This window comes from Spirochaetota bacterium (assembly GCA_025061835.1).
GTDB lineage: Bacteria > Spirochaetota > Brevinematia > DTOW01 > DTOW01 > SKYB106.
The window spans coordinates 69635-91339 of the sequence record JANXAC010000006.1; the positions used below are offsets into that span (position 1 = coordinate 69635).

General features: G+C 35.2%; 22 protein-coding genes. 13 read left to right on the forward strand and 9 right to left on the reverse strand.

Annotated features, from left to right (window positions below):
* Nucleotides 1–67 precede the first annotated feature (67 nt).
* Nucleotides 68–2014, forward strand: coding sequence for a FapA family protein (locus tag NZ579_03795; GenBank protein MCS7299072.1), 1947 nt, complete (start codon nt 68–70; stop codon nt 2012–2014).
* A gap of 3 nt (nt 2015–2017) precedes the next feature.
* Here NZ579_03795 and NZ579_03800 read toward each other — a convergent pair whose 3' ends face one another.
* From NZ579_03800 to hisG, 3 genes are read right to left on the reverse strand one after another with little or no spacing between them, the layout of a single operon-like run.
* On the reverse strand, nt 2018–2470 hold the full coding sequence (locus NZ579_03800) for a hypothetical protein (GenBank protein MCS7299073.1): 453 nt from the start codon (nt 2468–2470) through the stop codon (nt 2018–2020).
* Nucleotides 2463–2894 carry a flagellar FliJ family protein gene (locus NZ579_03805; protein ID MCS7299074.1) on the reverse strand — a complete coding sequence of 144 codons (432 nt, stop codon included), beginning with the start codon at nt 2892–2894 and terminating at the stop codon, nt 2463–2465. The genes NZ579_03800 and NZ579_03805 overlap by 8 nt, the downstream gene beginning before the upstream one ends.
* Before the next feature lie 27 nt (nt 2895–2921).
* Entirely contained in the window at nt 2922–3548 is a 627-nt protein-coding gene (hisG, locus tag NZ579_03810) for an ATP phosphoribosyltransferase (GenBank protein ID MCS7299075.1), read from the reverse strand.
* Nucleotides 3549–3722: 174 nt separating this feature from the next.
* Here hisG and NZ579_03815 point away from each other — a divergent pair, with 174 nt between their 5' ends.
* The 3 genes from NZ579_03815 (at nt 3723) to ileS (ending at nt 8510) form a co-directional block, all read left to right on the forward strand.
* On the forward strand, nt 3723–5216 hold the full coding sequence (locus NZ579_03815; protein MCS7299076.1) for a hypothetical protein: 1494 nt from the start codon (nt 3723–3725) through the stop codon (nt 5214–5216).
* A gap of 305 nt (nt 5217–5521) precedes the next feature.
* Nucleotides 5522–5755: a phosphoribosylformylglycinamidine synthase subunit PurS gene (purS, locus tag NZ579_03820; GenBank protein MCS7299077.1), complete on the forward strand. Its 234-nt coding sequence runs from the start codon at nt 5522–5524 to the stop codon at nt 5753–5755.
* 1 nt (nt 5756) lies between these two features.
* Nucleotides 5757–8510, forward strand: a complete 2754-nt coding sequence (gene ileS / locus NZ579_03825; protein MCS7299078.1) for an isoleucine--tRNA ligase — start codon at nt 5757–5759, stop codon at nt 8508–8510.
* 33 nt (nt 8511–8543) lie between these two features.
* Here the strand turns inward: ileS and NZ579_03830 are convergent, their stop codons facing one another.
* The 3 genes from NZ579_03830 to NZ579_03840 all read right to left on the reverse strand — a co-directional run bounded on the left by NZ579_03830 (nt 8544) and on the right by NZ579_03840 (nt 11265).
* Nucleotides 8544–10007, reverse strand: a complete 1464-nt coding sequence (locus NZ579_03830; protein ID MCS7299079.1) for a hypothetical protein — start codon at nt 10005–10007, stop codon at nt 8544–8546.
* A gap of 233 nt (nt 10008–10240) precedes the next feature.
* Nucleotides 10241–10672 carry a flagellar basal body rod protein FlgB gene (flgB, locus tag NZ579_03835; protein MCS7299080.1) on the reverse strand — a complete coding sequence of 144 codons (432 nt, stop codon included), beginning with the start codon at nt 10670–10672 and terminating at the stop codon, nt 10241–10243.
* A 65-nt stretch (nt 10673–10737) separates the two neighbouring features.
* On the reverse strand, nt 10738–11265 hold the full coding sequence (locus tag NZ579_03840) for a hypothetical protein (protein MCS7299081.1): 528 nt from the start codon (nt 11263–11265) through the stop codon (nt 10738–10740).
* A 205-nt stretch (nt 11266–11470) separates the two neighbouring features.
* Between NZ579_03840 and thiS the strand changes: the two genes are divergently transcribed.
* Nucleotides 11471–11668, forward strand: a complete 198-nt coding sequence (thiS, locus tag NZ579_03845; GenBank protein MCS7299082.1) for a sulfur carrier protein ThiS — start codon at nt 11471–11473, stop codon at nt 11666–11668.
* A complete protein-coding gene (locus NZ579_03850) occupies nt 11668–12447 on the forward strand; it encodes a thiazole synthase (protein MCS7299083.1) in 780 nt (259 codons plus the stop codon). Before thiS ends, NZ579_03850 begins: the two co-directional genes overlap by 1 nt.
* Here NZ579_03850 and cydB read toward each other — a convergent pair whose 3' ends face one another.
* Both cydB and NZ579_03860 read right to left on the reverse strand, forming a co-directional pair.
* On the reverse strand, nt 12448–13461 hold the full coding sequence (gene cydB / locus NZ579_03855) for a cytochrome d ubiquinol oxidase subunit II (GenBank protein ID MCS7299084.1): 1014 nt from the start codon (nt 13459–13461) through the stop codon (nt 12448–12450).
* A 17-nt stretch (nt 13462–13478) separates the two neighbouring features.
* On the reverse strand, nt 13479–14837 hold the full coding sequence (locus tag NZ579_03860; GenBank protein ID MCS7299085.1) for a cytochrome ubiquinol oxidase subunit I: 1359 nt from the start codon (nt 14835–14837) through the stop codon (nt 13479–13481).
* 172 nt (nt 14838–15009) lie between these two features.
* Between NZ579_03860 and NZ579_03865 the strand changes: the two genes are divergently transcribed.
* From NZ579_03865 to NZ579_03885, 5 genes are all read left to right on the forward strand, one after another.
* On the forward strand, nt 15010–16584 hold the full coding sequence (locus tag NZ579_03865) for a sugar ABC transporter permease (GenBank protein MCS7299086.1): 1575 nt from the start codon (nt 15010–15012) through the stop codon (nt 16582–16584).
* Nucleotides 16585–16599: 15 nt separating this feature from the next.
* A complete protein-coding gene (locus NZ579_03870) occupies nt 16600–17544 on the forward strand; it encodes a carbohydrate ABC transporter permease (protein ID MCS7299087.1) in 945 nt (314 codons plus the stop codon).
* 4 nt (nt 17545–17548) lie between these two features.
* Entirely contained in the window at nt 17549–17827 is a 279-nt protein-coding gene (locus tag NZ579_03875) for a flagellar biosynthetic protein FliQ (protein ID MCS7299088.1), read from the forward strand.
* Nucleotides 17828–17971: 144 nt separating this feature from the next.
* Entirely contained in the window at nt 17972–18310 is a 339-nt protein-coding gene (locus tag NZ579_03880; GenBank protein ID MCS7299089.1) for an STAS domain-containing protein, read from the forward strand.
* Nucleotides 18311–18373: 63 nt separating this feature from the next.
* On the forward strand, nt 18374–19177 hold the full coding sequence (locus NZ579_03885) for a hypothetical protein (protein MCS7299090.1): 804 nt from the start codon (nt 18374–18376) through the stop codon (nt 19175–19177).
* Here NZ579_03885 and NZ579_03890 read toward each other — a convergent pair.
* Entirely contained in the window at nt 19174–19506 is a 333-nt protein-coding gene (locus NZ579_03890) for an iron-sulfur cluster assembly accessory protein (GenBank protein ID MCS7299091.1), read from the reverse strand. The genes NZ579_03885 and NZ579_03890 overlap by 4 nt on opposite strands.
* A 148-nt stretch (nt 19507–19654) precedes the next feature.
* Here NZ579_03890 and NZ579_03895 point away from each other — a divergent pair, with 148 nt between their 5' ends.
* The gene (locus NZ579_03895) at nt 19655–20929 is read left to right on the forward strand and encodes an O-acetylhomoserine aminocarboxypropyltransferase/cysteine synthase (protein ID MCS7299092.1); all 1275 of its coding nucleotides are present in this window, start codon (nt 19655–19657) and stop codon (nt 20927–20929) included.
* 166 nt (nt 20930–21095) lie between these two features.
* Nucleotides 21096–21662, forward strand: a complete 567-nt coding sequence (gene def / locus NZ579_03900) for a peptide deformylase (protein ID MCS7299093.1) — start codon at nt 21096–21098, stop codon at nt 21660–21662.
* Nucleotides 21663–21705 lie beyond the last annotated feature (43 nt).

Consider the following 21705-nt stretch of genomic DNA (forward strand, 5'->3'; position numbering starts at 1 on the left):
AGTAGTTTGTATACTTAAGAGGTCAAAAAAAGTGGAATTTTATTTTCGTTATAGTTATACTAATCTTATGGATTTAAAGAAGATAGTATCTTTGCTTGATGAAATAGACGATACAGATTCAAGTGAAGAAATTGAGATTGTTGCTTTCAGCATAAAGGAAGCCTTAGAGATTGCAAGTAGGGAATTCAATACTGAAATGTACAATTTAGAGTATGAAATTATAGAGAGTGGCAGCAGTGGATTTTTTGGGATAGGTAGAAAACCATATAGAGTTTTAGTTAGGAAGACAACTAGTCTCTCTAGTTCTTATGAGTCCGAAGTCCATACCGATGAAATATTAGGTATAGATGGGAAATTTTTTATCGCTCATACGCATGAAGGTGTGTTCGTTAAGGTAATTCCACCACAAGGTAAGGGTAAGTTTGTCAGTTTTGATGAGATAGTAGATGAGTTAAGAAGCAGAGGATTCTCAAATTTTGATGAAGGCAAGATAAAGAAGGAAGTCCAATCCCCAACTGGTGTTCCTATCCTTGTTGGACCACCTGTTGCCACTGATCCATCAGAAGACAGTAATCCTCACATAGAGGTTCTACCAGACGAAACTAGAGCATTACTTACATTGTCAAAGCCTTCTAACAGAGGTAAAGTTCCATCTCCTGATGAGATACTAAAACTTCTCAATATTCAAGGTGTAGTTCACGGTATAGTTAGAGAAAACATTGAAAAGGCCGTTTATGAGGGCATTTTTGATGTTCCTGTTGAGGTGGCAATTTGGACTGCTCCTGAACCTGGCAAAGATGCTAAGATAAACTACTACGTAAAGTTAGATAAATCATCAAGTATCTCTAAGATTTCTATGGCAGAGAGTTTTGATTTTCATAAGGTTATGGAAATAGAGAATGTTGTAAAGGGCCAAGTCCTTGCTTCAAAGGAACCCGCAACGAAAGGTAAACCGGGGATGACCATAAAAGGTAAAGTAATACCAGTTCCTGATGGTAAAGATGTTTCTCTCCAATCAATAGCAGGTAAAGGTGTAGAAATATCTCCTGATGGACTGGAGCTGATAGCCAAGGAACAAGGGCAAGTTGTATTCAAGCAAGGTAAGATTAATATTGAGCCTATTCTGGAGATATTAGGTGATGTTACTACAGAAACTGGAGATGTAGATTTTGTTGGTAATGTTATAATAAGAGGGAGTGTAAGAGATACCTATAAAGTCAAAGCTGGTGGTAATGTTGATATATGGGGAACAGTTGAAAAAGCAGAGATAATAGCAGACGGTAATGTAATAGTGAGGACTGGCATACAAGGCAAGGAGGCAGGTAAGGTTGTCGCAGGAGGAGATGTGATATCAAAGTTTATAGAGCGTGCTAATGTCAGAGCGGGAGGTAATGTAATAGCTCTTGAATATATACTACACAGCAACATAGTCTCAAAGTCAAGAGTATTCTGCTTCGGTAGGAAAGCAAGTATAGCCGGTGGTAGTGTAAAGGCACTTTACGAGGTAGCAGCTAAGCAGTTAGGTGCAGAGTCTTGGGTTGAAACATCTATTGAGGTTGGTTCCGACCCAGACATACAAGAAGAACACGATGAGCTTGTAAGAAGAAAAGAATTATTGACATCCAAGGTCACTGATATAAAAAAGGAGCTATTGGTATTTCAGCAGATGATCCAGAATTACGGTAGAGTTCCTCAAGACAAAGAAGAACGTTATAATACTTTGAATAACACTCTGAAAGAATATTCTCAAGAACTGGAAGAGATAGAAAGAAGACTAAAGGAAATAAGAGAACAATTAGATCAAGCAGTTGTTGAAGCAAAAGTTAGTGCGTATGGTATTTGCTATCCAAATGTCAAGATAAAAATAAGAGATGCTATACATCATTGTAAGGATGACTACAAATTTGTTACATTCAAGAGAGAAGGAAGATCCATAATAATAGTTCCTTACGAAGAGTCTCAGGATATGAGAGATAAGAAGAAAGAAATAACAGAACGTGCGAGGAAATTGTAGATATCACCTATACGAGATTATCTTCCACTCATTACCAAACTTCTTGAATAAATAACTGGTTTCTCTCCTAACATCCACAGTTTCTACATCCTTACCTCTAGGGACACTCCTCTTATAGTCCCACTCAACAATAGCTAACGCTAGGTTCTCATCCTTGTATATTTTAACTTCCTTAATAGTTGGATTACGAAGAAGATCTATCTCTTTCTTTATCATTCCGTATCTTTGAGGATTTTGAACCTCAAGAATTATACGCTGAAAATCTCTCTTAGCCTTACCTTCAGACATAGGTAGTATCTTCTCAAACTCCATCTTAGTATAACTATCCAAAATGACTCTCAACAATTGAGACACCTTGTATACATCTTCTTTTGCAAAATCTTCACTGAAACCTGAGAAGAATAGAATAATAAAGAAAACTATAGCAAATACTACTCTTGTTAATGTTCTACTCATCCTTACCTAACCTCCTGCTTATAATCTCATCAACTTCAGAATATTCTTCCTTCATAAGTCCCTTAGAATAATCATCATAGGCCTTATCCTTAAGTTTTTGAATGACTTTCACCTCGCTATCTTTCTTGAGATACTTTGACATCGCTTCTCTGAAAGGAACTTCCTTTCTCCTAACATCCTCGCTCTGATATTTCTGCATCCTCTCATTAAGGATTATATACCTTTCTACAAACTGTCTATTCTCTAGGCTAGGGTTCTTCTTCATATCCTCAATCGCATTTCTTTTTTCATCTTTCAACTTATTGGCTTTTGCTACTTCAATGTTATACTCACTTGCCTTTCTGGCAAGGTTTTGTCTTTCAATATCTCTTTGTTTTTGCTTTATTTCAAGAACCCTCTGAAGTCTAAAACTAAATCTTTTCATATTGTATAAATAATTTCGTCAATACTTTCATTGATTTAATACATCCCTTAACTTTGATATTATTTGACTTATCCTATCTCGTTTTAGGTAGAAAGCCTTTTTGTTGGCTATTAGTCTTGAAGTAGACTCAAATATTTCGTCAATTACGACAAGTTCATTCTCCCTTAATGTTGTTCCTGTGGATGTTATATCAACTATGAATTCACTCAATCCTGTTATAGGTCCAAGTTCAACAGAACCATATAACTCAATTATTTTGGGTTCAATTTCCTTTGCTCGGAAATAGGATCTTGTTATATTAGGTAGTTTCGTCGCTACCTTGATGGAGGGAGACACTAGTTCCTTTTTCTCCTTTCCAGCAAGTACAATCTTACAATAACCAAACTTTAGGTCCAGAAGCGAAAAAACTTCAGGGTCATACTCAACCAAAAGGTCATAACCTACCACTCCTAGGTCAGATATGCCTTCAACCGTGTATGTTATAACATCTTTCGCTCTTACTAGTAAAAATTTAATCTTTGCACCTAAATCGGAAACCAAAAGTTTTCTAGAGTCGTCTTTCAATTTCTCTTTTAGTATTCCAGCTCTAGCAAGGATGTCAACTGTATCTTCAAAGAGCCTTCCCTTTGGAACAGATATCACTATTGTATCCATACTGTAATTATCAATCAATCATTAAATACCTATCAAAAACCTAGAATTCTTAATAATGAAATTCAAATTCCATTAGTATTCACAAGCATTACATACATTTTTTGAACACCTTCTAGTTATATTGAAAGTCTCATACCATAAATTTACTATATTAGAAGGTTTATAGGTGAGTCTATGGGAAAACTCTACAACAGTTTACCTAATAGTTTTATTAAATCTGTATTAGAAGGTGAGAATGAAGAATTAGTTGAGAAGTTGCTTGAAAACAAAAAACTTTTTGAGACCGAACAAGACAAGGATAAGAAAATCATGTATAAGGAGAGGTTTTCAAGTTCTTTTTGGGAGATATATAATGAGATCTTGCTAAAGATAGGGACACAATGGTTTGACAAGACACCTCTTCCAAAGAGGTTATTCATTAGGTTCGGAATACTTGATCTTAAGTATCTCAGCGTTGAAGATCAGGAAATGATAAAATCTGTTCCTTTGAAGAAAATGGATAGTGATGATGATGTCTATAACTCTATTTACTATGTAGATGAGTGGATTGAGGCTATCGGAAAAGGTAAGATAGAAGCAAGCACTACCGATGAATTACCTAAAAAGAGAAAGAAAACGGGGGGGATGAGTGATGCTGACAAAGAAAAGTTTGAAAGAAAGAGAGGTATTTTAGAAGCAGAGATGTCAGGGCTCAAGGAACTTTTAAGAAGAAGACAGCTTCTTGAAGAAACTATACTTCACGACGTTAAGAGAGTCCACGACTTCTCTAGAATGTTTGATGAGATATCTGAAAACAACTATTCTGTGAGTTATTCTCAAACGGAGGAAGATACACTTCAAAAAGTTTCTGAGAATGTTAGAGAGGTTATCCGAATAAATAAAGAAATAAATACCATTCAGCAGAAAGTAGATAAAGTATTAGAAGAGATAAGAAAAATTGAAGCAACACTGGTTAACAATGGTATAGAGGAAGAGTATGAAGTAGATACTTCTACTATAAGCACTGAAATACAAACTATAAGGCAGATGACGAAGATGTGCGTTGGAAGACAGGGTAACCACTTCCCAGTCCTTACATCAAGTATGTTACCAAGATCACACCTAAAACCTAATTTCAGAGACAATGCTACACAATATATCAAGAGTATATGGGAACTCGATCCTGAAATATTTGATAGAAGAACTAGATCATCTCAACTTAAAATAGTCCCATATTTCATTCTAACTATTGGATATGGTAATTATGGAATATGTTGGGAACCATTCAACAAATTTAACAAAATCTCAAGCAAAGGACGAATAGCAATACCGATATTTTCAAGGAATCCTAAGGAAGTTATAGTTATAGGGCTTGGAGATTTTAGATGGAATATGGCAAAGGAGATGGCTGGCTACCATTGGATGGAAGAAGGGCTTACTGGCGATTATTATCAGTATCATGACTCAATAAAATGGAAGGGTGACCTTAGATCAAAGTTTATATACGACTATTACCTCTGGATTATGAAGGAAAGTGAAGGTATCCAAAAACTCGAGAAAGAAGTAAGAAGAATTTTCTGGTTTAAAATCCCATTCCCAGACAAATTGAAGGAGGAGCTTAGCAAAAAAGGCTACTACTACCAAGACCTTTACAAGAAAGAGGAAACCAAAAAGCAATCAGGGTATTAGAGGATTAGAATCATAAACAATAATTCAAATTACTAACTCACTAACTTTGATTCTATATAGTATTCGTTGCTCCCAAGAATTCACTCTATACTAGATCTTTTGGCCGCTTCTTAAGAGGAGTATTTTAACGATTTTCTATAGAGATTGAAATAGAAAAGGAAATAGGAATAAAACTTATCCCCTTATGATTTTCTGAATTCACTAGTGGATTGAATTTTATTTAGATTTATCTAACAAAGACTCCATCACAAATTCAGTCAATTCTTCTTGTAAGATTACATTAGACAAGATTAAAATTTAATACTATGAAATACAGAATAAACGTTTTTCTAAAAAACAATGTTTTTGACCCACAAGGAAATGCTATCATGAGAGTTCTACATAATCTTGGCTATAAAAGTGTAAATGATGTTAGAGTAGGTAAAGTTTTCCTAATTGACATAAGCGAAGACAGTGAGAATATCATAAAGAAAATATCCGAAGATGTTTTTTCAAACCCCGTTATAGAGAAGTTTGAAATAGAAAAGTTGGAGGGTTAGTATGGATTACAAAGACACATTAAACCTACCTTCCACAACATTTCCGATGAAAGCAAACCTTCCTCAAAGAGAACCAGAATTTATAAAGTTATGGAAAGATAAGAGGGTATATGAGAGAACGCTTGAAAGTAGAAGCAAGTCAAAACCATACATCCTTCACGATGGTCCTCCTTACGCAAATGGGCATATTCACATAGGTCACGCACTTAATAAAATACTCAAGGACATAATAGTCAAAAATAAACTTCTTGAAGGATATTACTCTATATTCGTTCCTGGGTGGGATTGTCATGGTCTTCCGATTGAACTACAAGTAACGAAAAATCTTGGCAACAAAGCAGAGCATACCTCACCAACAGAGATAAGAAAGTTGAGTAGAGAATATGCAACAAGATACATAAACATCCAGAGAGAAGAGTTTATAAGACTTGGGATTTTTGGACTTTGGGATAAGCCATACTTAACGATGTCAAAGGATTATGAAGCAAACATCGCAAGAATGCTAATTGAACTATATGACAGAGGTTATATTTACAAAGGTTTTAAACCTATACACTGGTGCTTCAGTTGTAAAACAGCACTCGCCGAAGCAGAGATAGAATACTACGAAAAGGAATCTCCATCAATCTATGTTAAATTCCCTGTCTTGAATAACACTTTAGTAGATGGTAAGTTATTTGTCTTGATATGGACAACTACACCTTGGACGCTACCAGGTAATACTGCAGTTGCTTTTAGTGAAGAGCTTGAGTATGCCATTGCTTCATTCAAAGATGATGAGTATTACATCATAGCAGAACCACTTCTGGATAGTGTAGCAGGAAAAGTTGGAAAGGCTTGGAAATCAATAAAGGGGGTCAGTTTGAATGATATAAGAAATCTTGTAGTTAAACATCCTTTTGAGGAAAGAGAATCAAAAGTTGTCTTCGGTGAGCATGTCTCTGCTGAAACTGGAACTGGTATAGTCCATACTGCTCCAGGACACGGAACCGAAGACTATGAGATAGGAGTTAGATATAAATTACCTATCCTATCACCAGTAGATGACTACGGTAGATTCACAGATGAAGTTTCTGAGTGGAAAGGAATACATGTTTTTGAAGCAAACCAACAGATAATAGAATATCTAGACAAGGTTGGAATGCTACTTCAATACGAGAAATACAAACATCAGTATCCTCACTGTTGGAGATGTAAAAATCCTGTGATATTCAGAGCAAAACCACAATGGTTTTTCAATGTGAACAATCCAGAACTTAAGCAAAAAGCATTAGAAGGAATAAACAGTGTGAAATGGTTTCCAAGTTGGGGTAAGAATAGAATAGAGGCGATGGTAAAAAATAGAACTGATTGGTGTCTTTCAAGACAGAGAGCATGGGGTGTTCCAATACCTGCTATAACTTGTAAAAAATGTGGTAAAACCTATCTAGGTGGTGAATGGGGTAAGCATATCTATAATATCTTTCTAAAAGAAGGTATAGATGTTTGGTTTGAAAAGGATATAAAGGACTTGATAGGAGACTTCAGATGTGAGTGTGGAAGTGATGAGTTTGAGAAAGAGAGAGACATCGTTGATGTTTGGTTTGACTCTGGAGTAAGCAGCTTCTGTGTTCTTGATGAAAGAGAAGAATTATCTTCACCTGCTGATCTCTATCTTGAAGGTTCAGACCAACACAGAGGTTGGTTTCAGTCATCTCTCTGGCCCTCTGTTGCTATAAGAGGAATTCCACCATACAAGAATGTGCTAACACACGGGTTTGTCCTTGATGAACAAGGAAGAGCGATGCACAAGTCCCTTGGTAATGTAGTATCTCCTGAAGAAGTTATTAAGAAATACGGAGCAGATGTCCTTAGACTTTGGGTTGTATCCGAAGACTACACCGAAGACTTGCGAATCGGAGAACACATACTAGAAAAAGTTGTTGATGCTTACAGAAAAATCAGAAATACCTTCAGATACTTGCTATCAAATCTATACGATTTTAATCTTTCAGATATGCTTTCTTACGAAAAACTTACTGACATTGATAAATGGGCTTTAGATAAACTCTACAAGACAATGAAAGAAATAAGAGAAAACTATAACAACTATGAATTCAACAAAGTTTTCAGAAAAATCTATGACTTCTGTAACATAGATTTGAGTGCTTTCTACTTTGATGTCTTAAAAGATAGGTTATACACCGGTAGGAAAGATGGTATAAAGAGAAGAAGCTCACAGACTGCGATGTATTATATACTTATACACCTTGTCAAAGCAGTTGCACCAATACTCTCATTCACAGCAGAGGATGTTTGGCAAAACTTCTTCAAGGATAGGCTAGGAACAGACTCTGTATTCTTTACCGAGTATGAAGAAGTTAAGGAAGAGTGGAAGAATGACGAGATAAGTAGAAAATTTGAATACCTAATTCTATCACGAGATGCTACATTAAAAGCACTTGAGATAGCCAGAAGAGATAATCTTATAAACTCATCTCTTGAAGCAAAGGTCTTCATATACTCAAAAGACAAGAATTTACTAAGCATTTTTGAAGAGTATAAAAAAGACTTATGGGAAATGTTCATAGTTTCGCAGGTTGAAGTAATAGATGGAGTATCATCAAAGATAAATTATGAAGAAAATAATATTAAGGTTGGTATTGATAGAGTTGAAGGTAAAAAATGTGAAAGATGTTGGATTTACTCACCTACTGTCGGTCAAAATTCCCAACACCCAACGATATGTCAGAAATGCATTGAAGCAATATCTTAATTATCCTAACTTCTAACATAAGAACCAATTCTTCTAATTTCTTATTACTTTCTTATCTTTTTGCTTCTTCCTCTTCTTATCTTTTTCTGTCTTCTTCTTTGCTATCTGTTCGTTATCAAACCTCTTCCTGAGACCTTGAGGCATTGAATAGAAACTTAAGACATTGAATATACTGGGATTAGTGGAGGATATGTAAATGTTCGTGATAGATACATTATCAATATACTTACTCATCATTTCACCAGTGTAGTCAGTTAAATTTGACATAGCATTGGAAATTACGATATTCGTAAGCCTTTTGAGTTTCACAAACCAAACATCTTTAAGCGTTTTCTCATTATACATAGTGCCTGATATGTATATGAAATTACTATCTACCGATATACCGTAAGGCATTTCGTCATAACTGAAAGAGTAGAACTCTTCCCATCTTATGTTAAAGTTAGTATCTGTCTCAAAAACAAAGATGTTGTTTGCAGTGTATGGGTCAAACATTGTACCAGTTGCAAAGAAGCTATCTCCAAACTTGAACAAGGAAGATATACTCCCATTTTTATATGTTTTAACCCATTCAATATCACCATTGGTCCTAACCTTCACAAGAGAGAAGTGTCTAGCGGGTGTTGATATTATAACACCGTCATCCACTTTCAGAACGAAATTAGGTGTCTCCGCAAATTTCGTCCCATAAACTTTTGCCCAGTTCAAATTGTCATTCCTAAACGATAAAATAAGAATATCAGTCTCACCAAAACCAAACGACTTTGATTCACCTACAATCCAATACTCCAAGTTATCAAACTCAACTATACTCAAGGGTGTCTCTTTTAGATTACCTGTCAATACTATGACATTTGTAAAATCCCCATCTCTTGAAATTCTGACAACAGCAAGAGACAAAACATTTGAAATTATACCCTCTGTAGAAAACGATAGTATAATGTCTCCGTTTTTTAGAGTTTTGACAACAGGAGATATATCTTTCCTAGAAACACTCTTTAGAACTAAATCCCATTCAATAGAGAAGTTCGTTATCTTAAGAAGATAAACTGATTTTTCATTCCTAGAGTATATCTCGCCGGACAAATAGATTTTATCACCGTCAACATCAAAATTCAAACCTACCTCATCAAAGTTATCCTTGCCAACTACTAAATCTCTAACTATAGAGCCATCTCTGTCAATGATGAAAAACCAAATATCACTTAGATTGTTTTTTCTAACTTTACTACCAACAAAATACGATTTGCCCTTGACAAATTTCTCGTAATAAATGCTGTCATCTTTTATATCACCATATATCCTGTAGGAAAATAACTCGTTTATAAGAAGTGTATTTGTTTGAGTTGTGTCTTCTTTCTTCGGGTTTAGAATGTTATCATCAACAAAATTCCTAAATTTCTTATCGTTATAATAAAGAGCAAATAATATAAATAAAGCCGTCTGAACGAATAGCAGAATTGATAGAAGTACCACCACAAATTTGAGTCTATTCATAAACTTATTCTTTATCACCTTCAATCAGTATTACAAATTACTAACTGAAGCAAAAAATATCCACTAGTCTAAAAGATTGAAAAATCTTTCACAAACAAAATTACCAATTTAAAGTTCTCTATATCACCTATCAATAAAACGTTGAATACATTTATCCAACTTTTAGTTGAAATGGATACAGATACAAAAGAAAACCAAAAATTGGTCAAGAACTTTGCAGAATTCTAACCAGATTACACAGTTGATCTCATAACTAATTCTATCTTTCGCGCGTTTCTGTTATACATTTCTATAAGTAGATTGTATCTCATAGCATTTTTAGTGAAATCCACCATCTCTTTGTCTATATCAACACCATTTTTATCGTTTCTATAGAAAGTATCATAATCTATGCTTATTCTGGGTCTTACCGTCCTATAGTCTATTTTTTCTTCAAAAGGTATATGCTTAGTGTGTGTCATTCTTGCGGGGTATTCGGTCTTTCTCTCGGATTCTAGTGCTCTCTTGAGTTGAGACTCAAAACTGACTTCTGCTCTCCTAAATCCAGGTGTGTCTGCGTTAGCGATGTTGTCGGATATAACATTGTGTCTTATTATAACTGCATTCAAGTCTCTCTTTATAAGGTCAAGTAATTTACCATCCTTGTTAGTAGTAGAAAATATCATATTTATGATTTTCGTTTAAAAATTCTCAAACTTCAGTATTTATAGTAGTTTTATCCTTTGAAAGTCTATATCTTCAAGAGTGTTAATAATTCAAAGAAAATATATCCTCGGTATGATGTATAAATACCTACATTGTAGCCAAACTTAGCACCAAGTTTAAGGCTACGACTAAAGGAGTATGTTGATGTTAGGTTAGGTCTAAAGTTTGCTCCCAGACTTCCAAGACTAGATAGGTTGTTAAAAGCACTGCTATAAGAGAAGTACAAATCTAGTCCAAAACCGAGATTGATTTTATCAAAGATGAGTAGATATTCTCCCGATAGTAAAAACCCAAAGTCAATCATATCAACATAATAGTCATTATCGCTACCCCTTGCATAATGAAAACTCAATCCTCCCCCTAGGTAAATCGGAAGATCAACTTTGAAAAATTCATACATTCCATCTCTTACAACAAAATCAGTCATAATTCCAATACCATCTCGGTAAAAAGGCATACCTAGACCAATCGCAACTTCAACACTATGAGCAGTGCTTGTTAAAACTGCAAAAACTAGAAAAATCATCACAACCTTAACTATCTTATTTTTCATAATTACCTCCTCAACTAATTAAAGATAATAAAAAAGCTACTCATTAGATTCAAGAGATTCAAGTTGTTCAGACCGAAGCCTGATAAATTGATTTCGTTTTGGGTTAAACGACAAATAGTGGTCAAGAACATTTAACTTTAAGTTCAATTTATTCTTGCTAAAAATATATTGAAAAGCGCATCTATATTTGTTAAATTTATGTTTAATGATACTTACGGTTAATGGAGAAAAAAGAGAGATGAGTCAAAGCAATCTCAAGGAGATTGTAGAAGCATTAGGCTTTGATACAGATAGGTATGTTGTTGTTTTGAATGGAGAGATTGTGCCTAAAAGTAAAGTAAAGGAAGTAGTAGTTAAAGAAGGTGATGATATTGAGATACTTACCATAATGGGAGGCGGATAATGGAAGACAAACTCGTTCTAGGAGGTGTGTCATTCACTAGTAGGTTAATAATAGGAACTGGTAAATTCAGTAAGTATGACTACATACCAGAGATAATATACAAAACTGGCTGTGAATTAGTGACGGTAGCCGTTAGGAGAGCAAGAGACGGTGTTCAAAAACCTCTCAAGGACTACATACCCGAAGGAACAAAAATTCTAGTGAATACATCTGGTGCTAGGAATGCGGAAGAAGCGTTGAAAATTGCGAGAATAGGAAGAGAATTATTAGGAAGCGATCTTATAAAGATTGAAATTATACCTGACACGAAATATCTTATGCCCGACAATAGAGAGGTTATAAAGGCTTGCGAACTACTGTCAAACGATGGATTTAAACCATTTCCTTATATGATGCCGGATTTGGTTTCTGCGAGATATATGGTTAAAGCAGGTGCGGTTTGTGTGATGCCACTAGGGGCACCTATTGGCACGAACAAAGGATTGCTTACAAAATATTTCATTGAGATGTTGAAATCCGAACTTGAAGTTCCTGTAATTGTTGATGCTGGTATAGGGAAACCATCTCAAGCAGCGGAGGCTATGGAGCTAGGAGTTGATGCAGTATTAGTCAACACTGCTATTGCAACGGCTAAAGATCCTGTAAGGATAGCGATAGCATTCGCAAAAGCAGTTGAAGCAGGAAGGATAGCATACCTTGCCGGTATGCCATCCGAAAAACCTTTCGCAGAGCCATCCTCACCTATGGAGGAGTATCTCACCGGTTTCTTGAAGAAGTAATTAATAATGAATGTCTTCTTGCTTTATCTTACCAGCAAATACCTTGTAAACATAAGACTGATATAATCCTACCAACACCAATCCTATCAAAGCAATAACAAGTGTTACGATAAGAGTAAGTTCTCCTGACATCGCGTTATAGATAGTTATGTTGTATTTTTCATCAATTGATGACCTCACAAGGTTGGGATACATAGCAAGACCGAAAGATAGTATAGCAGATATAAGGGTAATGGATGAGAATACAAACGACTTTTTAAAATCTTCCTTTTGTATCTGAAGTCTCAAGATCAGAAAACTGACTACCGCTATAGCCGGAACAATTAGGAACAATGGGTACTTTATGAAGTTGTAAAAAATATGTCTTTCAAATATGATTGAGAATAAAAACCATACCAGCAGTAGAGACAACGACGATAACCAGAACATTTTAGAGAACGATAATATTCTGCTATACAACTGTCCCTCTGTCTTGTTACCCAAATACGCTAGACTGTGTAATATGACGAATGATAATGTTGTTATAGCGCTTATTAGTGCGAATGGATTAAGTGCTTCTAAAAGGTGTAGTCTGAAAGGTTGATCAGTCATGTTGACACCTTTAAGTATATTAGCACCGGCAGCAGAGAAAACTATAACTATTAGCATACTTGATATAGCCAGTATCCAATCCCATACTCCTCTCCAAACCTTTGATTTGACTTGACTTCTGAATTCAAACGATACTGCTCTAAGAATTAGAGAGAACGCTAGTAACATTATTGGTATATAAGCAGCACTGAAGAACCTAGCATAAGCGAGAGGAAATACTCCAAAGAGGAATACACCAAAAGCCAAGACCCAAACTTCATTCCCATCCCAAACTCTACCAATAGCATTCAGAATAACTCTTCTATCATTGTCATCTTTTGATAGGAATGGAGATATAAACCCTCCGCCTAGATCAAACCCATCAAGTACTACGTAGATTATAAGGAATGTTCCCAAAACGAAGAACCAAATTTCTGCGAGCATGGACTCCCTCCTAAAGACTATAGAGGTTTATTTTCAGAAATTTCAGAAATAACCTCCTCCTGAATACCTTTCCTAGCGATCTTAATTGTTATAAAGGCCCATAGTATTAGAAGTATCGTGTACAAACCCACGAATGTAAACAAAGTAAATCCTACCTCTGTTCCTGTAAGAGGAGACACTGCTTCTTTTGTCTTAAGTATGCCGTAAATAACCCAAGGTTGCCTACCCACCTCCGTAACTATCCAACCAGCCCAGTTTGCTATTATAGGAAGAGGTATCATAGCAATCAACAAGTATAAAAACCACTTAACATTAGGTAAGATTTTAGTGTAGTATAGTATCACAGACGCTATACCTATTATTATAAACATAATTCCCAAAAATACCATCACTCTAAAACTCCAGAACAACAGAGGTATATTCGGTAGTTCCTCTTTCTTAAGGTTATACTCTTTCATAAGATCTTTGATACCTTTAACTTCTGCATTTATGTCTCTATAAGCCAGTAGAGATAATAATCCAGGTATTCCTATTTCAAGAGTGTTTGTCATGTTTTCTTGGTCAATAAAGCTAACGATCGGTTCCGCTGCCGACTTTTGTGTGTTCCATAATGCTTCCATCATAGCAAGTTTTAGGGGTTGGTATTCAGCTACATATTCACCACTAAGCGTGCCCATAGGTATCTGAAGTATTGAGAATATCAAGAATACTATTGCACTGACCTTAAATGCTTTCATGTACTCTTGCGCCAGTCTTCCTTTTAAGAAATGGTATGCAGAAATACCCATTACAAGACCTGAACCTGCTATGAAACATGCAAGTACGGTATGTGCAAACCTTATAAGGTTTGGAGTATTGAAGGATATAGCCCATAAGTCCGTAAGTAATATTTTCCCGTTTTCTATCTTATATCCAGTTGGTATTTGCATCCAAGTCATAACTGTAAGTATCCAAAATGCTGATATGAATGTCCCAATCATCACAAGAAACGCTGAAATAGTTCTCACAAGTGGAGAAATCTTTTTCTCTCCGAAAACCAATATAGAAAGAAATGTTGACTCAAGGAAGAATGCAAATATTGCCTCCATTGCAAGAGGACCACCTAAAACACCTCCTGCCTTTTCAGCAAAGTTAGACCAGTTAGCACCAAACTGTAGTTCCATAACAATACCTGTTGCTACACCAACAGCAAAACCTACTGCAAAGATCTTTACTAGAAAGTTTCCTATCCTTCTATACACATCCTCCTTCTTGAGCATGTAGAGTAGAAAGAATACAAATATCAGTACTGATAAACCTATTGTGAAGGATGGAAAAACAAAGTGGAACCCCGCAGTTATGGCAAACTGCCATCTTGATAGAATAAGAGGATCCATACATACCTCCTTGCCTCTAGAGTAACATAAAAGACTTTTTATGAGACTTTCAACTAACCTAGTTTGGTGTGAAATAGAATTTCCACATAGAATATTTCCTTAACTGTATTCCCAAAGAATGTTGAAAATTCAATTACAAACTTTTTTAATTATGTATAACAGGGAGGTTCGTATGGATAAGCTTGCTAGAAAGATAAAGCGTGAGAAAAAAATCAAAGAATTTTTAACGGCGTTTGCTTTCCTTACTCCAAACTTTTTTGGTTTTCTACTAATAACAGCATTTCCTGTGGTAGCTGTCTTTTTTCTTGCTCTTGCAAAGTGGGATGGAATAAGTTATCCTTCCAATGCTAAAGGAACTGTATCTTTTTTCTTGTCCTCTCCAGCACAAGAAGATATTTATATACCTAAGGGAACTGTAATAGAATCAGAAGTTGATCTAACAAAGAGATTTTCAGCAAAGGTTGATAAAAATATTCTACAATCTACTACGTATAAATTACCAAAAATAAATGAAACAACGGTTATACCTATAACAGTAAGAGGTAGAGAAGATTACATTTACACATTCCCCGCAAACTATGAATTTACCGTTGAATTTGTTGTCAGGTATGATGATGGCAGTGGTAATTTAGTTGCGACCAACACTATAGTTAAGTTTTTCAACGAAAGTGAATTTGAAGTAGCAGTAGGATCTTCCATTGAAGTCTACGGCAAAATTAAAGAAGTTGTTAGTGGGGTCTATAAAGAAGGCATCATCGTGGATGTTGAAAATATATCTGTTAGAGCTAGCTATTCAAAGAAGATCAGGTTTGTTGGCATTACAGAAGAAGGTGTTAGCATACCAAAAGGTTCAACTAATGCTCAATATCCTGTAAAAGTATCTTCAGTCAAGAACGGTGAGGAATTCAACCTTCAGGAAGGAACACTTCTTATTCCAATAAATGATCTGCCTTTCAAAGGTATTAGGGGAATAGTTGATACTTCTTTTATTGGTGGTAAAACAGGGATACAGTTTGTTGGACTTGATAATTTTAGAACTTTATTCACAAAGGATAGAGACTTCTGGAGATATTTCTTAAATACTCTAATATTCATGTTACAAATACCTCTGGGAATGGCTTTTGCAATCATACTAGCATTAGCACTTAATCAAAAACTAAAAGGTATAACATTCTTTAGAACTCTTTACTTCTTACCTTACATTTCAAACTTAGTTGCAGTCGCAATGTTATGGAGATGGATATACAATGATCAAGGACTTCTTAATGAACTACTAAAGAGTATCGGTGTTATAAACCCACCAAGTTGGTTAGGTGATGGTAACTGGGCAAAAGTTGCAATAATCGTCATGGATGTATGGAAGAATGTAGGATACACTATGCTAGTATATCTTGCTTCTTTGCAGCAGATACCATCCTTTTTGTATGAAGCAGCTGATATAGACGGCGCAAACGAGGTTCAAAAATTTGCTTACATAACTTGGCCTATGCTAGCACCAACAAACTTCTTTATAATCATCATAGGTGTGATAAATGGATTTCAAGCGTTCGGATCACAGTATGTATTGACCGGAGGAGGTCCTGCCGGTGCTACTAAAACAATAGTTTATTACATATATAACAATGCATTCCAGTGGTTCCAAATGGGATATGCTGCAACACTATCCGTCTTCTTGTTCATCGTTATGATGATATTTACAATAATTCAATGGAGAATGGGTAGAGAATCTACTACTTCTTCATGGTAATATAAGGAGGTAAATATGGCAACAAGAGAAGCTTTTTATGGTCAAAGTTTAGTTGAAGAGAGAAGAAGAAAGGAGATTGTTAGGAACATATTCGCTTACATAGTTTTATCAATAGGTGCTCTGACAATGGTGATACCATTCTTTTGGACTATATCTACTGCTTTGAAAGACCCCGAAGATATTTACGACAAACTGTTTATACCCAAGAGATTCAGCTACATATATGTGGACCAAAATGGAAACTTCGTTCATGGTAGTTATCGCGAGGGATATACTGAAGTTAGAGCATGGTGGGCTAATTTTGTTAAGGCCTGGATATCGGTTCCCTTTGATAAGTATTATAGGAACAGTTTGTTAGTTGCGACTGTTACCACACTTGGGCAACTTGTTACTTGTACATTAGCTGCTTATGCATTTGCTAGGTTAAGATGGGTTGGAAGAGATGCTGTGTTTCTTCTATACCTAGGAACACTAATGATACCATTTACTGTAACTATGATACCAGTATATATCCTTTTCAAAGTGTTAGGACTTGTAAATACTTTAGTTGCAGTTATACTCCCTGCTTTATTTTCTGCCTTCGGGACATTCCTGTTAAGACAGTTCTTCGTATCAATTCCTTATGACCTTGAAGAAGCTGCTTTCATTGACGGTGCTAATAGACTGCAAATACTATGGCATGTAATACTACCTCTGTCCAAAGGAGCACTGGCTACACTAGGAACCTTCACTTTCTTGTTCCAATGGAATGACTTCTTATGGCCGTTGATTGTGCTAAACTCCGAAGAAATCCAGACTATCCCTGTCGGATTAACTGCGTTCCAAACTGCTTATGGCTCACAGTGGGAGTTGGTTATGGCTGCATCACTCATAGCTCTAATACCTGTCATAATAATATATGTCTTCAACCAGAGGTTCTTCACAGAGAGTATAATGTTATCAGGATTCGGTGGAAGATAGTCTTATGAACGAGATAGGACTAATAATTAGATTATTGAACGAGACACTAATACAAACTGCAATACTATCCTTACCATTTCTTATAATATCACTACTTGTCGGTCTAATAATAAGTATTTTCCAAGCTACTACATCAATACAAGAACAAACATTAACTTTTGTACCTAAATTTATTGCTATAGGTTTACTTATTCTCTTAATAGGACCTATACTCATAAGAGTCTTTACTGACTTTACTATAAGATTATTCGACCTTATGGCAACTGGGATTAGAGGCTTATGAGGATGTAAAGTAAAATCTATCTATCATCCGAAAATACATCTTGAGATAGTAGTAAAGATTGATTTTATGGTTTATTGAAAGTTAGAAGAGTTTTTTTTATAATAGAACTAAAGCATAGTTCAAGTTATTTTATGGAGGTATATTATGGAAATCTCTAGAAGGGAAATAGGGGATGTTGTTGTCTTTGATGTAAATGGTGAGATAGACCTCTATAATGCTCCTCAAATAAAGGAGCTAGTAAGACAGGAAATAGAAAAAGGTAAGGTTAACATTGTTGTGAATCTTGATAAGGTTAGTTATATAGACTCCTCTGGTATAGGTGTTCTTATATCCAGTCTTTCAAACTTGAAAAAAGTAGGAGGAGGATTAAAGTTATCTAATGTATACGCTTCCGTAAGAAAAGTTTTTGAATTAACCAAGCTAACAGGGTTTTTTGATATATACGATTCGGTTGAAAATGCTGTAAACTCTTTCAATCAGTAATTCTATAGAGACTACTCAAAAAATATTGCTTTAAATAATACTTTTCTTTACGATATTTTCTATATGAAATTTTTTCTAGTTATTCTCTTAGTTCCTTTACTTGCTCTAATTTCATGCGGACGAGAAGAAAATAATATATCTAATATAATTTCAGAAGTTGAACAAAAAGAAACAGAACTGAAGGATGTAGGTACCCCCCAATTTTTGATTGAAGAGCAAAAAGGACTTGAGACAAATACAAACCAACAGACTGTTGTTAAAGATGTTGATGAATTCTTTGAGACGAAAACATTGAAAACAACAAAATTAAATACCACAAACACAAATATTCAAGAACAGAAATTAGAACCTAGTGAGGAAGATAAAGCATTTCTCGTATCTGAAAATAGGTATGATATTAAAAAAGAGAACACTACTGATCCTAAAGCCACTACGCAAAAACCTAAAACCAAACAAGTAAAAACTAATAAAAGAGGTGTTAAAGTATTCTTTTCCTACAGAAACGGTAAAAACTATATTGATACGAGAAATCCTGGTAAAATAACTACTGTGGTTTATGTTAGTAGGAATATATGGTATATTGATTACAGTGTATATGCTATACCATACGATAAGTTAAATAACTACAAAAAATATCTTTCCAGCAGATATCTAATTGGTATAGGTAGGAACATAAGTGTTGTTGATTTAAGAAGCCAACTTACCGTTTATTGGAGAGGTAGAAACATTAACAAGAAAACACTACCAAACGGTAAGTACTCAATAGTTGTAAAAACCAGTTATAAAAACAAAAGTAAAAAAGTTATTTCCACAAGCACCAAAATTCTAGGTGGTAGTAAACCTCTAGTAGTTATACTTGCTAATTAGTTACATCCACAACTATCATCACCACATCCACATTGATCTTTAGGGTTTACAACCTTAAACCCTTCCCCAAACACTTCATCTTTTACATAATCAATAGTAGATCCTTTAGCCTCTTCGTAGCTTACAGGGTCAACTATTATCTTAACTCCGTTAGTTTCAAAGATTAGGTCATCAGAGTTTTTCTTGTCGTCTATAGAGAGTCCGTATTTTTGTCCCGAACAACCACATCCTCCTGTCATGACTGAAAATCTCAAAAAGACATCCTTTATATTATTTTCTTCAAGTATCTTTTTTATGACACTAGCTGCTGCTTCTGTAAGAGTTATCATAAGAACCTCCTTTATGCAGATTAGAATATACGAAAACATAAATCAAAAGTCTAATGATTTGGTAGTTCTATCAGAATACGTTTCAACTTGAAAAAGTTAAATTTTTACTTATAAAATTTTTTATCTTACGATAGTTTGGAGGTAGAATATGAAAGAGAATGCTAGGGTTGAAACGATACTCCTACATGGGGGACAAGAGCCAGATCCAACAACAGGATCCAGAGCGGTACCGATATATCAAACTACATCTTACGTCTTTAGGGATATGGATCACGCAGCAAGACTTTTTGCTCTTGAAGAACCAGGAAACATATACACTAGAATTATGAACCCAACTACTGATGTCTTTGAGAGACGAATGGCTTTACTTGAAGGTGGAGTTGGTGCTCTCGCTCTCTCATCAGGACAAGCAGCAATAACTTACGCAATACTAACGATTGCTAAACCTGGTGATGAGATAATAAGCTCAAAGAGTCTGTATGGCGGAACATACAACCTTTTTAATTGGACATTCAGAAGACTTGGTATAAAAGTTCATTTCGTTGATGCTTCTGACCCAAAGAACTTTGAAGAAAAGATAAATGACAAAACAAAGGCAGTATTTCTTGAATCTATAGGTAATCCTAGACTAGATGTTCCAGACATTGAGGAGATATCAAAGATTGCCCATAAGCATGGAGTTCCCGTAATTGTGGATAATACGGTTCCAACAGGTTATCTGCTAAGACCTTTTGATTATGGTGCAGACATATCTGTGTATTCAGCCACCAAGTTCATAGGAGGACACGGAACATCAATAGGAGGTGTTATCGTTGATTCAGGTAGATTTAATTGGGATAATGGAAGATTTCCAGAGTTTACAGAGCCTGATCCAAGCTATCACGGACTTAAATATTCAGACTTAGGTCCTGTTGCTTTCATAATCAAGGTTAGAGTTCAACTACTGAGGGATGTAGGTGCTTGTATTAGTCCTTTTAATTCTTTTCTTTTTTTACAAGGACTTGAAACACTTCACTTGAGAATGGAAAGGCATTCCCAAAATGCTCTTGCAGTAGCAAAATACCTTGAAAAACACAAGAAAGTTAGTTGGGTTAGTTATCCTCTTCTTGAGTCTCACCCCTCCTACAAGAATGCCAAAAAATATCTACCTAAAGGTGCAAGTGCACTTGTGACAGTAGGAATACCAGGTGGCGTTGAAAAAATAAAAACTTTCGTAAATTCACTCAAACTTCTATCTCACCTTGCAAATATAGGTGATGCAAAATCTCTAGTAATCTATCCATACCTCACAACACATCAGCAACTGTCAGAAAAAGAGAAAGAAGAAGCAGGAGCAACGGCAGACCTTGTAAGGTTCTCAATAGGAATTGAGAATGTTGACGACATAATTGAGGACATAGATCAAGCTTTAAGTAAAATATAAAACGGCTCTATCAAACGAAAAGACAAGAGATAATTCGTCCTAAGGCTGTATATATTTTTCTAACATAGACGATGTTGAATACATTTATCTAGTTTGTTATATTTATTCTAACTTTACTAAAATTCTCTTTAAGCGAAATAAAACACATGCTTGGAGGTAGAGTTAAATGAGAGAGATAGTTAAATACGGAAATCCTGTATTACACAAACCTGCAGAAGAAGTCAGGGAATTTAATGAAGAACTAAAGCAACTAGTGGATGAGATGTTTGAAATTATGAATTCTAACAATGGTGTTGGACTTGCTGCACCACAGATAGGCTTGCCTATTAGAGTTGCAGTAGTTGATGTTTCACCAGCTGGATACAAAGGTAGAGCAGTGCTAATTAATCCTGTTATTAAGAACACCTCAAAGAAATACACTCTTGAAGAAGAAGGTTGTCTTTCAGTACCAGGTTTGTATCTACCCATATTGAGACATTACTCAATATCGGTTGAATATTCTGACTTTGATGGAAGAAGAAACATTCTAAACGCTACAGGATACTTCGCTAAAGCAATCCAACACGAAATAGACCACCTTGATGGTATCCTCTTTGTTGAAAGATTTGTAGAAACATTTGATATTGATAAGATAGATGACCAAAAATTAAAAGAGCAGATAATGGAAGTTTTAGATGTTGTAAACAAATTCAAGAGTGAAAGGATCCTAGAAAGCAATATCAAAAACTTATAATTAACTAGACTTAGTCTTCTACAAAAACATTATCTATGTCATA

Excerpts from the sequence above, each read along its gene's own strand:
- flgB (MCS7299080.1), bottom strand. The coding sequence starts at position 10,672 with ATGATATTTTCTACTACTAACAAGGATGGTAAATTACTTGACCTTATA.
- NZ579_03815 (MCS7299076.1), top strand. The coding sequence starts at position 3,723 with ATGGGAAAACTCTACAACAGTTTACCTAATAGTTTTATTAAATCTGTA.
- NZ579_03890 (MCS7299091.1), bottom strand. The coding sequence starts at position 19,506 with ATGATAACTCTTACAGAAGCAGCAGCTAGTGTCATAAAAAAGATACTT.
- NZ579_03840 (MCS7299081.1), bottom strand. The coding sequence starts at position 11,265 with ATGAAAAATAAGATAGTTAAGGTTGTGATGATTTTTCTAGTTTTTGCA.
- NZ579_03860 (MCS7299085.1), bottom strand. The coding sequence starts at position 14,837 with ATGGATCCTCTTATTCTATCAAGATGGCAGTTTGCCATAACTGCGGGG.
- thiS (MCS7299082.1), top strand. The coding sequence starts at position 11,471 with ATGATACTTACGGTTAATGGAGAAAAAAGAGAGATGAGTCAAAGCAAT.
- NZ579_03885 (MCS7299090.1), top strand. The coding sequence starts at position 18,374 with ATGAAATTTTTTCTAGTTATTCTCTTAGTTCCTTTACTTGCTCTAATT.
- NZ579_03895 (MCS7299092.1), top strand. The coding sequence starts at position 19,655 with ATGAAAGAGAATGCTAGGGTTGAAACGATACTCCTACATGGGGGACAA.
- hisG (MCS7299075.1), bottom strand. The coding sequence starts at position 3,548 with ATGGATACAATAGTGATATCTGTTCCAAAGGGAAGGCTCTTTGAAGAT.
- NZ579_03865 (MCS7299086.1), top strand. The coding sequence starts at position 15,010 with ATGGATAAGCTTGCTAGAAAGATAAAGCGTGAGAAAAAAATCAAAGAA.
- NZ579_03795 (MCS7299072.1), top strand. The coding sequence starts at position 68 with ATGGATTTAAAGAAGATAGTATCTTTGCTTGATGAAATAGACGATACA.
- NZ579_03880 (MCS7299089.1), top strand. The coding sequence starts at position 17,972 with ATGGAAATCTCTAGAAGGGAAATAGGGGATGTTGTTGTCTTTGATGTA.
- purS (MCS7299077.1), top strand. The coding sequence starts at position 5,522 with ATGAAATACAGAATAAACGTTTTTCTAAAAAACAATGTTTTTGACCCA.
- def (MCS7299093.1), top strand. The coding sequence starts at position 21,096 with ATGAGAGAGATAGTTAAATACGGAAATCCTGTATTACACAAACCTGCA.
- NZ579_03830 (MCS7299079.1), bottom strand. The coding sequence starts at position 10,007 with ATGAATAGACTCAAATTTGTGGTGGTACTTCTATCAATTCTGCTATTC.
- NZ579_03870 (MCS7299087.1), top strand. The coding sequence starts at position 16,600 with ATGGCAACAAGAGAAGCTTTTTATGGTCAAAGTTTAGTTGAAGAGAGA.
- NZ579_03850 (MCS7299083.1), top strand. The coding sequence starts at position 11,668 with ATGGAAGACAAACTCGTTCTAGGAGGTGTGTCATTCACTAGTAGGTTA.
- NZ579_03805 (MCS7299074.1), bottom strand. The coding sequence starts at position 2,894 with ATGAAAAGATTTAGTTTTAGACTTCAGAGGGTTCTTGAAATAAAGCAA.
- cydB (MCS7299084.1), bottom strand. The coding sequence starts at position 13,461 with ATGCTCGCAGAAATTTGGTTCTTCGTTTTGGGAACATTCCTTATAATC.
- NZ579_03875 (MCS7299088.1), top strand. The coding sequence starts at position 17,549 with ATGAACGAGATAGGACTAATAATTAGATTATTGAACGAGACACTAATA.
- NZ579_03800 (MCS7299073.1), bottom strand. The coding sequence starts at position 2,470 with ATGAGTAGAACATTAACAAGAGTAGTATTTGCTATAGTTTTCTTTATT.
- ileS (MCS7299078.1), top strand. The coding sequence starts at position 5,757 with ATGGATTACAAAGACACATTAAACCTACCTTCCACAACATTTCCGATG.